This is a genomic window from Lysobacter sp. F60174L2, assembly GCF_052547135.1.
Map to the genome: position 1 here is coordinate 597,112 of NZ_JBQWRA010000002.1, position 12,626 is coordinate 609,737.

Below are 12,626 nucleotides of genomic sequence, written 5' to 3' on the forward strand. Positions count from 1 at the left end.
GCGATGCGCCACGCGTGAACCGGCGCATGAGTGACATGCAACAGGCGCCCCGGCCTTCGACCGGGGCGTCGTCGTGACAGGTGGTCCGACCGGAGCCCGCAATGAGCGCAGCACTCCAACAGCAGCCTTCCGCCGGCACCGTCGGCACGGTGTTCCTTGTCGCTGGCGAAACCGGTGGCGGCAGTGTCGACGACCACGGTGCGTGGACCCGGCGCGACCTCGGTCGCCGTCTGGCCACGCTGCTGGGCTACACCTTCGGCGGTGATCATCGGCCCGGCGAGCCAACGCACGGCCCGGTCTATTTCATTCCCGCCGACACCCTGCTCGACGGCGAGGCACGCGCGCTGGGCATCCGCGACGAGCGCGATCTGTTCGGTGGTGTGGTGCCGCATGCGTTCCTCACCACCAAGACCATCAGCCATCCGGCGGTCGATTCCGCCGCCCGCGTTCCCGAAGGTTGGTCGCATGCGCTCGGCGAACGGATCGGCAACGCGGTGCTGCCGGGCTACTCGGCGTTCACTCCGGCGGACGTGCAGCGCGCCGGTGAGTTGCTGCTGGACCTGGGCGACATCCGCATCAAGAACGGCGACGGTATCGGCGGCACCGGCCAGGTTGCCGTGTCCGACCACCGGCAACTGGGCGAGGTCGTCGCCGCGCTGGTGCCTGCCGACATACTCCGGCACGGGGTGGTGGTCGAGCAGAACCTGGCCGACCCGGTGACCTACAGCATCGGCTGCCTGCGGGTGGGCGACTGGACGCTGGCGTACCACGGCACCCAGCGGGTGACCGCCGACCACCAGGGGCGGGAGGTCTACGGTGGCTCGGAACTGACCGTCGTGCGCGGCGGTTTCGATGCGCTGCTGAAGCTGCCGCTGCCGCCCGAGCAACGCACCGCGATCGAACACGCCTGCCGCTATGACGAGGCGGTGGCGGAGGTCTACCCGGGGTTTTTCGCATCGCGTCGCAACTACGACGTGGTGGCCGGGTACGACGGCTCCGGCGCGCGGCGCTGCGGCGTGCTCGAGCAGTCCTGGCGCATCGGCGGCGCCAGTCCCGCCGAACTCGCGGCGCTGATGGCCTTGCGCGCCGACCCCGCCCTGCAGCACGTACGCGCGTCCTGCCACGAGACCTATTCGGACGAACCACCACCGGCCGGCGCCACCGTGCATTTTCGCGGCCATGACGCCCGCGCCGGCATGCTGTGCAAGTACAGCCTGGTCGAGTAGCCCGACATGACCGAAGAACGACGCGAGCCGTGAGCATCCGTCTCGACACCATCGAGATCCCGGTCGACGGCCAGCACGTGGAAGGCACCGTGCTGTCGCCGACCACCCACTTTCCCGGCGTGCTGTTCGTGCACGGCTGGGGCGGTTGCCAGGAACACGATCTCAGCCGCGCGCGTGAGGTGGCGGGCCTTGGTGCGGTCTGCCTGACATTCGACCTGCGCGGCCACGAGCAGAATGCCCGGCAGTGGGAGACGGTGAACCGCGCGCAGAACCTCGCCGACCTGTGCGCCGCCTACGACTGGCTGGCCGCCGAGCCCAACGTCGATGCCAGTGCCATCGCGGTGGTGGGCATCAGCTACGGCGGCTACCTCGCGTCGATCCTGACCGCCATGCGCAAGGTGCGCTGGCTGGTGCTGCGCTCGCCCGCGCTGTACCAGGACGAAGGCTGGGAGCTGCCCAAGCGCCAGCTGCATGAGGAAACCGACCTCGGCGCCTACCGTCGCAGCCGCATCAAGTGGCGCGACAACCGCGCCCTGCGCGCGGCCGCGGAGTTCACCGGCGACACGCTGATCGTCGAGGCCGAAAAGGACGAAGTCATACCGGCGCAGGTGATCCAGAACTACGTCGCCGCCTTCCGCCAGCCGCAGTCGCTGACCTCGCGCAAGCTCGCGGGCGCCGACCACGGCCTGAGCGAGAAGAACTTCCAGAGCGATTACAACGCCGTATTGCTGAAGTGGCTGACCGAGATGATCGTCGGCGCCCGCGCTGGTGACGCGGCGTCGCAGGTGGAACGGCACCGGCAGTCGACCCCGCCGCCGCCGGAGCGGGGCGGGCAGGGTTGAGGCGGGCGTCCCGAACCCACCGCGCCTGATCTCGATCAAGGCGACGCCAGCCCGGCTGGTCGAAGCTGTCTCCACCCCGGCACCGGCCGGACGCCCACAGGAGGCACGCCATGCTGTTTGAAGTGGAAGACATCAGCTGCGACAAGTGCAGCGACAAGATCGAGCAGGCCATCCGCGCCGCCGACCCGACCGCGCAGGTCACCGTCAAAACCGACGAGAAGCGGGTGCGGGTGGAAGGGGTGCTGACCGCCGCGCAGGCGATGGCGGCGTTGGCGGCGGCGGGCTACCCGGCGTCGGAAGCCGCACCGCACAGCGGCGAGGGCAGTGACTGCTGCGGCGGCTGCTCATGAGGCTGCGGAGTTGACGGTCGCGGCTGGCCGTACGCCAGCCGGACATAGTGTTCCCCGGGGCGCAATGCCCCGGGCCGGGCGCGCCGGTAGAATGGCGGCCCCACCGCCAGACCGAAGCCAGCCGTGAGCCACACTGCAAGCCCGTCCGCCGTCCGCCAGCCCGTCACCATCCGGCAGGAGGACCTGATCCAGTCCATCGCCGACGCACTGCAGTACATCTCGTACTACCACCCGGTCGACTACATCAAGAGCCTCGCGGCGGCGTACGAGCGCGAGGAATCGATCGCGGCGAAGGACGCGATCGCGCAGATCCTGATCAACTCGCGCATGTGCGCCGAAGGCCACCGGCCGATCTGCCAGGACACCGGCATCGTCACCGTGTTCCTCGAGATCGGCATGGACGTGCGCTGGGACGATGCCACGATGGGCGTCGAGGACATGGTCCACGAGGGCGTACGCCGCGCCTACGCGCACCCCGACAACAAGCTGCGCGCCTCGGTGCTGGCCGACCCGGCCGGCAAGCGCGTCAACACGAAGGACAACACGCCCGGCGTGGTCAACGTCAAGGTAGTGCCGGGCAACACGGTCGACGTCATCGTCGCGGCCAAGGGCGGCGGCTCGGAGGCCAAGTCGAAGTTCGCGATGCTCAACCCGTCCGACTCTATCGTCGACTGGGTGTTGAAGACCGTGCCGACGATGGGCGCCGGCTGGTGCCCGCCGGGCATGCTCGGCATCGGCATCGGCGGCACCGCCGAGAAGGCGATGCTGCTGGCCAAGGAATCGCTGATGGAGCCGATCGACATCACCGAGTTGCAGGCCCGCGGACCGTCCAACCGCGCCGAGGAGCTGCGACTGGAGCTGTACGACAAGGTCAATGCGCTCGGCATCGGCGCGCAGGGGCTGGGCGGGCTGACCACGGTGCTCGACATCAAGGTCAAGGATTATCCGACCCACGCGGCCAACCTGCCGGTGGCGATGATCCCGAACTGCGCGGCGACCCGGCACGCGCACTTCACGCTGGATGGCAGCGGCCCGGTGATGCTCGAACCGCCGTCGCTGGAGGACTGGCCGAAACTGACCTACAGCCCGCAGAACGCGCGCCGCGTCGACCTGGATTCGATCACGCGGGACGACGTCGCCTCGTGGAAACCCGGCGAGACCCTGCTGCTCAACGGCAAGCTGCTGACCGGCCGCGATGCCGCGCACAAGCGCATCGTCGGCATGCTGGACAAGGGCGAGCCGCTGCCGGTGGACCTCGCTGGCCGCTTCATCTATTACGTCGGCCCGGTCGACCCGGTGCGCGACGAAGTCGTCGGCCCGGCCGGCCCGACCACGGCGACCCGCATGGACAAGTTCACCGGGCAGGTGCTGGCGCAGACCGGATTGCTCGGCATGGTCGGCAAGGCCGAGCGCGGCCCGATCGCGCGCGAGGCGATCCGCGAGCACCAGTCGGCCTACCTGATGGCGGTGGGCGGCGCGGCGTACCTGGTGTCGAAGGCGATCAAGGCGGCGCGGGTGGTGGCGTTCGAGGACCTCGGGATGGAGGCGATCTACGAGTTCACCGTGCAGGACATGCCGGTGACGGTGGCGGTCGACAGCACCGGCGCGTCGGTGCACGAGAGCGGGCCGCGGGAGTGGCAGGCACGGATCGGGAAGATTCCGGTGGTGGTGGCCTGAGGCGCGGTTGGCGCTTGAGTCGATCGGCGCCGTGGGATTGGCTTTGATGTAGGAGCGACGTAAGTCGCGATTGCACGGCGATCCCGGGTATCAGTGAAATCGCGACTTACATCGCTCCTACAACGAAGCTGCCCGGCGCTAGAGGCGCTTCGCCAGGTCCTTCAGCTTCTTGCGCGTCGCTGCGGCCTGCAGGTAATCCGACGCCAGCTTCTCCAGCGCGGCGATGTTGGTCGCGCTGACATCGTCGAGGTCATCCAGCCCGGCCAGCAATTCGGCCTGCATCCGGAAGTAGCCGTCGCCCACCAGTTGCCGGGCGATGTAGTCGACCGAATCCGTGTTGCCATCGAACAGCACGTCGATGATCGGCACCGCCCACTCCAGCGCACCCCACTCGCGGGCGGCCTCAAGGCTGATCGGGCGGGTGCGCTCGCCGGTGCCGACCGACAGCACGACGAGGTTGCGGCTGTTGTCGACGCGGCGGTCCTTGCGCATCGCCTCGGCGATCGCGCAGGCGGTCGGGTTGTTGGCGACCACGCCGCCGTCGATCAAGGAATGCACCTTGCCGCCGATCTTCATGGCGTGGGCGGGGAAGTAGGTTGGCGCGGCGCTCGAGGCGCGGCAGATTTCCCACACCGGCAGGTCGCGGTGCGCAGGGTTGAAATTCTTGAACATCACCGGCTTGCGCGAAATCGTGTCGTAGCTGGTGACCAGCGTCGGCACCTGCAACTGGCCGAAGGTGGTCTTGCCGAAGACCTTCTTCAGCACCTTCTCCAGGCCCTTGGCGTCGTAGCGGGGCGCCGACGGTCCTGCGCTGAAGAACCGCCCGGCGCGTGACCACAGGCGTCCGGCCATGCCGGGGAATATCTCGTGGCGCTGGGCACGGTAGAGCTCGCAGATGCTCGCGGGCGACAGGCCCATGCCGAGCCCGCAGGCGACGATGGCGCCGGTGGAGCTGCCCGATACCAGGTCGAAGTTCTTCAGCAGGCCGGGCTTGCCGGCCGCGAGCAGGGCGTCCTCGACCCCGCCCAGCCAGATGCAGCTGACCAGGCCGCGGATGCCGCCGCCGTCGAGCGAAAGGATGCGTCGTGCCTGCATGGCCGCCTCTCCGTGCCGGGGATGTCCCGAGCCTAGCGCGGGCGCGTCGCGGATGCCGGGACGTGCAGCCTAGAACCACTCCAGCAACGACACGCCCAGGCCGATGTAGGTGGCCCGGTGGTCGTAGTCGATCAGGCTCTCGCCGTAACCGTCGAACACCTGCAGGTGGCCGCGCAGGGTGCGGGTGAGCGGGAAGCCCCAGTCCAGTTGCACCGCGCCGCGCGAGTCCTCGCCGCCACGCAGCGAATGCCGCGCCATCAGCGAGAATTCGTGGCCGCCGCGGGTGTAGACCAGGGTGGCGTCGCCGCGACCGATGTAGTTCTCGATGCCGGGATTCTCGTCCTCGTCGCCATCGGAAAGGCGCCACCACGGGCGCAGCATCAGCGCCCAGTTGTCGCGGTCCAGGCCGACGTTCACCACCACCCGGTTCCAGCTGCGCGACAGCGGATCGGCGCGGCCGTTGGACTGGTGGTTGATGCCGATGCCGAGCATGCGGCCGCGCCAGCCGCCCAGGCTGTAGCCGTTGCGGAACACGAGCATGACTTCCGGCTCGTAGTTGGTCTCGCGGAACGGCCGGGAGTTCTCGCTGTTGTAGACCTGCCAGCGCGAGGTCTGGGTGTAGCCCATCCAGATGTCGCCGTTGTCGCCGAACAGGTTTTCCACCGCCTTGGTCTTGAAGCTCAGCTGGAACTTGGCCTCGACGTCGCTGAGCTCCCCGCTTTGCGGCGGCATCTCCGGATTGGAGGACGTGGGCTGCTCGTTGGGGTCGCTGCTCCAGAAGGCCGGCATCAGGTACACCGGCTTGTAGGCACGGAAGTTGAACGTGCCGAGCTTGGAGTCCCTGGCCAGCTCCCAGCGGCTGTCGAGCAGGCCACCCTTGCCGGCGTTGGCGATGCTGGCGTTGAGCGAGGCCGCGCCATGTTCGGAACCGAACAGGTCGCTGACCACGCGGCGGGCGCGCTCGCCCGCGGGCAGGGCCTTGCGGTCGAGCTTCCGGTACTCGGCGACGGCCTGCTTGAACTCGCGGGCATCGGCGGCCTGGGCATCGGCCTGTTGGGGGCTGGTGCCCTCGCGCTTCATCGCGGCGTCGTAGCAGGCCAGTCGCGCGGCATCGACCTCGACCGCGGTGCAGGCCTCGACGGTGGCGGGCGCGGCTTCCTGTCCATGCGCCGGCACGGACGCCAGCACCAGCGCGGCGGCGATCGGAAGCAATCGGAATGCGTCGGCGCCGGAGCGCGGAAGTCGTGTCATGCGCCCACCTTACAGCTGCGATTTGATTGGCAACAGCACCCGCTCGGCGACTTTCTCGGTCCATGGCCGGTCGCCCCACGTTTCGTAGGTGTAGCGTCTGGCGGACTCGAGGTCGCGGTTGAACACGTCGGTCATCCGCGCGGCAAACGCGTGGTCGTAGATGTTGAGGCTGGCCTCGTCGTTGAGCCGGAACGAGCGAATGTCGAAGTTGGTCGAACCGACCGACACCAGTTCCTGGTCGATGATCAGCAGCTTGGTATGCATCATCGTCGGCTGGTACTCGTAGATCTCGACATCGTTGCGCAACAGCGGCCCCCAGGTCGCCTTGGACGACATCCGCACGGCATCGGAATCGATGTGCTTGCCCGGCAACAGCACCCGGATCCGGACGCCGCGTTTCCGCGCCGCGAGCAGGGCATGCATGATCAGTTCGTCGGGCACGAAGTAGGCCGCCGCCAGGTCGATGGACTCTTCCGACGCGGCGATCGCCATCAGGTACATCAGGTGCATGCTTTCGCTGCCACCGGCGGGCGAGGCGATGAACAGGTGGGCGTCCATTTCGCCCACGGGCTGCAGCGGCGGGAAGTACTTCGGGCCGTTGAGGACCTCGCCGGTGGTCTTGATCCAGTTGTCGTTGAACGCGGCCTGGATCTGCGCCACGACCGGCCCCTCGATGCGGAAATGCATGTCGCGCCAGTGTTCGGGATCCTGCGCGTCGCCGCTCCACAGGTCGGCGATGCCGACGCCGCCGGTGAAGCCGATCCGGCCATCCACCACCAGCAGCTTGCGATGGGTGCGGTTGTTCATGCGGCCCAGGTTGTACCAGTGCAGCGGGCGGTAACGCTCCAGCTCGACGCCGGCGTCCTCCATCCGGTCCAGCAGCTCCTGGTCCATCTTGATGCTGCCGACCCAGTCGACGGTGACGTGCACCGGGATGCCGGCGCGGGCGCGTTCGGACAGTGCCTCGGTGAACTCCTCGCCGATCTCGCCGGACCAGTAGATGTAGGTCTCGAAGGTGATCGACACCTGCGCGCCGCGGATCGCCTCCAGCATCGCCGGGAAGATCTCGTCGCCGTTGTCCAGCGCGGTCACCTCGTTCCCGGGCAGCACCGACGGCCCCATCATCACCGACATCTCGCGCCGGAACTGCGGGTCGCCGATCGCGTAATGGTGGGTGACGGTGCGTTCGAGCTTTTTCTCGGGCGTGGCGAAGTTGATCGCGACCACCACCACCACGATGGTGGCGAGGATGGTCCCTACGATGATCCAGGTCATGCGCTTCCGGCTCCAGCGTGGCATGGGATTTCCCCCGTTCAGGCCCGATACTTTCGCCGCGGCGGCACGACAGCGGTGTGAAAGCGCCCCGCTAGACGAACCAGGCGAACGCGAACAGCCCCAGCATCGCGAACGCCAGCCCGATCTTCAGCACCGTGCCGACCAGTATCCCGAGCCACGTGCCGAATCCGACCCGGGTGGCCTTGCGCACCTCGCGGCCGTGGATCAGTTCACCGGCCAGTGCGCCGATGAAGGGGCCGGCCAACAGGCCGACCGGTCCGAAGAACAATCCCGCGAACGTTCCGACCACGGCGCCGACCAGGGCCAGCTTGCTCGCGCCGACGCGCTTGGCGCCCATCGCGGTGGCCAGCAGGTCGATGCCGATCGACAACACCGTCAGCACGCCGAGCAACAGCAGCATCCAGCCGCCAACCTGCTCGAAACCACCGGCCCAGGCCGCCAGCAACATGCCGACGAACACCAGCGGCACGCCGGGCAGGGCGGGCAGCACGGTGCCGGCCACGCCGACCAGGATCAGGATGCCGGCGAGTACGTAGTACAGGGTCTGGATGTCCAAGGGGCGGGTCCGTTGAAGGGCGGTTCGGCAATCCTATCCGCAATAAAAAACCGGCCCGCAATGACGGGCCGGTCCTGTGGTCGGTCAGGTCGCCTGCACTCAGCGGGCGATCACCCGGCCGTTGGAGACGCGGACAGCGGAGCCGACCTGTAAGCCGTTGACGTTGTTCATGGTGACCGTGGTAGTGCGGCCGTTGTCCATGCGTACCTGCACGTTGTACTTGCGCTGGTTGGCGTTCTGGATCGCGTTGCCGGCGACCGCGCCAGCCACGGCACCTGCCACCGTTGCGGTGTTCTGGCGACCGTCGCTCTTGTCGTCGGCCAGTTCGCGGCCGGCGGCGGCACCGACCAGGCCGCCGAGCACGGCGCCGGTCGCGTTGGGCGCACGGCCCTGGGTGTCGAACGGCTGGATGCTGGTGATCACGCCACAGTCGTAGCAACTGGCCGTGGTGCTGCCGTAGGAGTTGCTGGTGCCGTAACCGGCGCCGGTGGAACCGTAGCCGCCGGTGGCGCAACCGGCCAGCGCAAGCACGCCGGCGGCGGTGGAGGCGATGGCCAGCTTGTTGAAGCGGTGGGTCATGTTCATGCGGGTCTCCTGTCGGGGCGCGAGTGGCGTGGGTGCCATGCGCCGAACGCTAGGCGTTGCCCCGTGAACAATCGATCAATCGCGGAGCGGTCCGTTCAGCCGCGGAAATCCTGATGGCAGGCCTTGCAGTCCTCGCCGATCTTCTTGGCGGTGGCGCCCAGGCTTTCGCAGTTGAGCGGCGGTTGTGCCAGTGCGGCGTCGAGCGTGGCGCGCATCTGGCTGGAATATTTGACGAAGCGCTCGTCGTCGCGCAGCTCGGGGAAGGCCGGCTCGAGGTCGTTGGCCATCGTCCGCAATGTCTGCAGGTGCGGCAGGCTGTCGGTCGCGCCGCAGCGGTTCTGCTCGATCCCGGCCCTGATCTGGCCCAGGTGCCACGCCTGCACGTGCATCACGCTCCCGTGGAAGTGGTCCTTGCGGGCCTCGATCGCACGCAGCGCCATGACCGTGCAGATCGCGCCGATGACCAGCCCGAGCAGCAGCAGGGCGATGTACTTGGCGCCGTTGCCGTGTGCCTGGGAACCGTGGGGCTGGGGATCGCTCATGGTCGGGACTCCGTCGAAGTTGGCCGAAACATAGCATGCGATCCGCGACACCACGGCGGCCGGGAACGAGCGCGACGCTTACAATGGACGGCATGGATACCGCCGCCCTCGACCCCATCCTGCAAGCGCGTTTCGCCGGCATCGACCGCCTCTATGGCGCGGGATCGCTGGCGCGGCTGGCCGGCTCGCGGGTCGCGGTGGTCGGCATGGGCGGAGTGGGCTCGTGGGTGGTCGAGGCGCTGGTGCGCAGCGGCGTCGGCCATCTGGCGTTGATCGATGCGGACGACATCTGCGTGTCCAACAGCAACCGCCAGTTGCCCGCCCATGAAGGCCAGTTCGGCCGGGCCAAGGTCGAGGCGATGGCCGAGCGCTGCCGCGCGATCAATCCGCTGGTCGACGTGGTGGCGGTGCCGAGCTTCCTGGTCGCCGGCAACCTCGGTGAACTGCTGGGGCCGGGATACGACCTGGTGCTGGACGCCTGCGACAGTTTCCGCAGCAAGGTCGAGCTGATCGCCTGGTGTCGGCGCCGCAAGCAGCCGTTGGTGGTGTGCGGCTCGGCGGGCGGGCGGATCGACCCGACCCTGGTCCGCGTGCGCGACCTGTCGCGCACCGAGCACGACGCGATGCTGGCGCTGGTCCGCAAGAAGCTGCGCGGCGAGTTCAACTTTCCCAAGAGCCCGCAGCGCTACTTCGGCGTGCCGGCGGTGTACTCGCTGGAGAATGTGCGCTACCCGCAGGCCGACGGCAGCGTTTGTGGCGTGCGCCCGCAGGTGGCGGGCGACGCGGCGTTGAAGCTCGATTGCGGCGGCGGACTGGGGGCTGCGACGCATATCACCGGCGCATTCGCGTTCGTCATGGCGGGCAAGGCGCTGGAGTTGTTGCTGAAGCCGCCCAAGGCGCCCGTGGAACCCACGCCGGAGTCCTGACTGTAGGAGCGACGTAAGTCGCGATAGCGCTGGCCGATTGCAGGAAGACCCGGCCTTCCCAGTTGGCAATACGCGGGGCGACTGCGTTGAATCCCGGATTCGCCGTGCGGTCGCGACTTACGTCGCTCCTACATCCAGACCGGGAGCGACGTACGGTTCGGAGCGGTAGCTGCGACAGGTCAAAGCAGTCCAGCGGGCAGCTCAAAGCCTTGGCAGGGCAAACAGGCGTTCGGCATTCTCGGAGGTGGCAGCGGCCACTTCCGACGGCGTGACCCCGCGCAGTCGGGCGATGGTTTCCAGCACCACGGGCAGCCGCGCGGGCTCGTTGCGCTGGCCGCGGATCGCGGCGTCGGGCTGGTCGGGGGCGTCGGTTTCCAGCAGAAGCCATTCCAGCGGCATCGTCGCCGCAAGTTCGCGCAGGCGGCTGGCGCGTTCGTAGGTCACCGGGCCACCCAGCCCGAGCATGAAGCCCTGGTCCCACAACTGCTCCGCCTGCTGGCGGCTGCCGGAGAAGCTGTGGACCACGCCGCGCAGCTGGCCGACCTTGCGGATCGCGGCGGTCACCGCATCCACCGCGCGGCGTGCGTGCACGATCACCGGCAGGTCGAACTCGCGGGCGAGCCGCAGTTGCCCTTCGAAATAGATCGTCTGTGCGGCGGGGTCGAGGCCGTCGATGAAATGGTCGAGGCCGCATTCGCCGACCGCGACCGGGCGTTCGCGCTCCAGCCATTCGCGCAGGTCGTCGAGGTGCGCCTCGCGGTGGTCGTCGAGGAACATCGGGTGCAGACCATAGGCCGGGAACAGGCCGTCGTGGGCGGCGCAGACATCACGCAGCTTCGGCCAGGACGCGGCGGTGACGGCCGGGACGACCTGGCGGCGCACCCCGGCATCACGCGCACGTTCGACCACCATCGACCGGTCGGCATCGAACTCGCCGGCATCGAGGTGGCAGTGGCTGTCCACTAGCAGATCGACCCGCCCCGCATCCCTCGACACGATGTCAGCGCCGCGGTCCGGGCCGGCTGGCCTCGCCCTCGATCGGCTCGCGGTCGGCTCCCTTGCGGTCCTTGAGATTGGCCAGCAACAGGGTGCCCAAGCCGAGCAGGATCTCGTCGACGAACGGAATCATGTCGGGCACGAACACGTCGACCGCGAACACCAGCGCGGTGATCTTGAACAGGGTGGGGTAGCGCAACTTGCGCGCCCAGCCGAGCAGCGGGAGCAACATCGGGTTGGCCATGGGCGATCCTCCAGGTGCGATCGGTAAATGCGATCGGAAAGGTCCGACAATTGCGATGTCGATCAGGCATTAGTGGTACGCCAATCACGCTACCACGGCAGGTTTGTTTACTCGGGCGACAGTGTTCGTTAAAAAATTGGCAACCCGTTCAGGTTGGCGGTGGTGCAATGCTGCCAACCGAAAGCCGGGCAATTCCGCCGAGGAGGCTACCCATGAACAAGAACATGATTGCTGTGGCACTGGCGTCGCTGGTTGTTGGCGGCGTGGCAGTGGCCGCGTACCAGGGCTTCCAGGACGACCCGCAGGACGCCGCACTGGCCGGCAACCCGGAGCTGGCTGCCGGCCTTGATGGCGACTTCGCCGCCGATGGCAGCATCGGTGGCGTCGAATTCGCCGACGTGGTCGGTGTCGAGCCGGTCAAGGAGAAGCAGGAGCTTTACGCCGCCGTGATCGGTACCGACGCGGTGCGCGAGACCAGCACCACCTCGACCCCGCGCCAGGTCTGCGAGGACGTGGTCGTGCAGGAGCGGCTGCCGGAGCGTGACGGCAACGTGGGCGGTACCGTGGTCGGTGCCCTGGTCGGCGGCGCGCTGGGCAACCAGGTCGGTGGCGGCAACGGCAAGAAGGCCGCGACCGTGGCCGGCGCGATCGCCGGTGGCTATGTCGGCAACAAGATCGACAAGCGCCATGTCGGCGGCCAGGTGGTCGAGCGGGTCGAGACCAACTGCCGCACCGTCTCGGATACCTCCGAGTCGTCCACCGTGGTCGGCTACGACGTGACCTACCGCAACCCGGATGGCACCACGGGCACCATGCGCACCGATAGCAAGCCGGGCGAGCGCATCTCGCTGGGCACCGAGGACCAGGTGGTCGGTTACGACGTGACCTACAGCTACAAGGGCGAGGAGCAGACCGTGCGTCTTGACGAGCGTCCGAGCGGCGACCGCCTGCCGGTGATCAATGGTGAAGTGGTCACGCAGACCGCTTCGGCCGACGCCGACGCGACGACCAAGGGCTGAGCCATCAGCTGATGTACCAGG

The 12,626-nt window shown here is 68.1% G+C and carries 14 protein-coding genes; 6 read left to right on the forward strand and 8 right to left on the reverse strand.

Features of this window, described 5'->3' with window-relative positions:
- The first annotated feature begins 101 nt into the window (after window positions 1–101).
- The 4 genes from ACT9AS_RS07905 (at window position 102) to ACT9AS_RS07920 (ending at window position 4,095) form a co-directional block, all read left to right on the forward strand.
- Window positions 102–1,226, forward strand: a complete 1,125-nt coding sequence (locus tag ACT9AS_RS07905; protein ID WP_445099572.1) for a DUF3182 family protein — start codon at window positions 102–104, stop codon at window positions 1,224–1,226.
- Between the two features lie 29 nt (window positions 1,227–1,255).
- Entirely contained in the window at window positions 1,256–2,068 is an 813-nt protein-coding gene (locus ACT9AS_RS07910) for an alpha/beta fold hydrolase (RefSeq protein WP_445099573.1), read from the forward strand.
- A gap of 110 nt (window positions 2,069–2,178) precedes the next feature.
- Window positions 2,179–2,418, forward strand: a complete 240-nt coding sequence (locus ACT9AS_RS07915) for a cation transporter (RefSeq protein ID WP_445099574.1) — start codon at window positions 2,179–2,181, stop codon at window positions 2,416–2,418.
- 123 nt (window positions 2,419–2,541) lie between these two features.
- The gene (locus ACT9AS_RS07920; protein WP_445099575.1) at window positions 2,542–4,095 is read left to right on the forward strand and encodes a FumA C-terminus/TtdB family hydratase beta subunit; all 1,554 of its coding nucleotides are present in this window, start codon (window positions 2,542–2,544) and stop codon (window positions 4,093–4,095) included.
- 138 nt (window positions 4,096–4,233) lie between these two features.
- On the opposite strand, the gene ACT9AS_RS07925 is transcribed toward ACT9AS_RS07920, so the two are convergent.
- The 6 genes from ACT9AS_RS07925 to ACT9AS_RS07950 form a co-directional block, all read right to left on the reverse strand.
- Window positions 4,234–5,190, reverse strand: a complete 957-nt coding sequence (locus ACT9AS_RS07925) for a patatin-like phospholipase family protein (RefSeq protein ID WP_445099576.1) — start codon at window positions 5,188–5,190, stop codon at window positions 4,234–4,236.
- Between the two features lie 69 nt (window positions 5,191–5,259).
- Window positions 5,260–6,441 carry a phospholipase A gene (locus ACT9AS_RS07930; RefSeq protein WP_445099577.1) on the reverse strand — a complete coding sequence of 394 codons (1,182 nt, stop codon included), beginning with the start codon at window positions 6,439–6,441 and terminating at the stop codon, window positions 5,260–5,262.
- 9 nt (window positions 6,442–6,450) lie between these two features.
- On the reverse strand, window positions 6,451–7,716 hold the full coding sequence (locus ACT9AS_RS07935) for a phospholipase D-like domain-containing protein (protein ID WP_445099578.1): 1,266 nt from the start codon (window positions 7,714–7,716) through the stop codon (window positions 6,451–6,453).
- Window positions 7,717–7,807: 91 nt separating this feature from the next.
- Window positions 7,808–8,293, reverse strand: coding sequence for a DUF456 family protein (locus tag ACT9AS_RS07940; RefSeq protein WP_445099579.1), 486 nt, complete (start codon window positions 8,291–8,293; stop codon window positions 7,808–7,810).
- Between the two features lie 99 nt (window positions 8,294–8,392).
- Window positions 8,393–8,878 (reverse strand): glycine zipper 2TM domain-containing protein, encoded by a 486-nt coding sequence (locus ACT9AS_RS07945; RefSeq protein WP_445099580.1) that lies wholly within the window; start codon window positions 8,876–8,878, stop codon window positions 8,393–8,395.
- A 95-nt stretch (window positions 8,879–8,973) separates the two neighbouring features.
- Complete coding sequence (locus ACT9AS_RS07950) at window positions 8,974–9,420, reverse strand: hypothetical protein (protein WP_445099581.1); 447 nt, start codon at window positions 9,418–9,420, stop codon at window positions 8,974–8,976.
- A 92-nt stretch (window positions 9,421–9,512) separates the two neighbouring features.
- Between ACT9AS_RS07950 and ACT9AS_RS07955 the strand changes: the two genes are divergently transcribed.
- Window positions 9,513–10,346 carry a ThiF family adenylyltransferase gene (locus ACT9AS_RS07955; protein ID WP_445099582.1) on the forward strand — a complete coding sequence of 278 codons (834 nt, stop codon included), beginning with the start codon at window positions 9,513–9,515 and terminating at the stop codon, window positions 10,344–10,346.
- A 201-nt stretch (window positions 10,347–10,547) separates the two neighbouring features.
- Here ACT9AS_RS07955 and ACT9AS_RS07960 read toward each other — a convergent pair whose 3' ends face one another.
- Together ACT9AS_RS07960 and ACT9AS_RS07965 are read right to left on the reverse strand one after the other, a co-directional pair.
- On the reverse strand, window positions 10,548–11,315 hold the full coding sequence (locus tag ACT9AS_RS07960) for a TatD family hydrolase (RefSeq protein ID WP_445099793.1): 768 nt from the start codon (window positions 11,313–11,315) through the stop codon (window positions 10,548–10,550).
- 31 nt (window positions 11,316–11,346) lie between these two features.
- Complete coding sequence (locus ACT9AS_RS07965; RefSeq protein ID WP_445099583.1) at window positions 11,347–11,586, reverse strand: DUF6116 family protein; 240 nt, start codon at window positions 11,584–11,586, stop codon at window positions 11,347–11,349.
- A 212-nt stretch (window positions 11,587–11,798) separates the two neighbouring features.
- Between ACT9AS_RS07965 and ACT9AS_RS07970 the strand changes: the two genes are divergently transcribed.
- Window positions 11,799–12,605: a glycine zipper 2TM domain-containing protein gene (locus tag ACT9AS_RS07970; protein WP_445099584.1), complete on the forward strand. Its 807-nt coding sequence runs from the start codon at window positions 11,799–11,801 to the stop codon at window positions 12,603–12,605.
- Window positions 12,606–12,626: the final 21 nt, after the last annotated feature.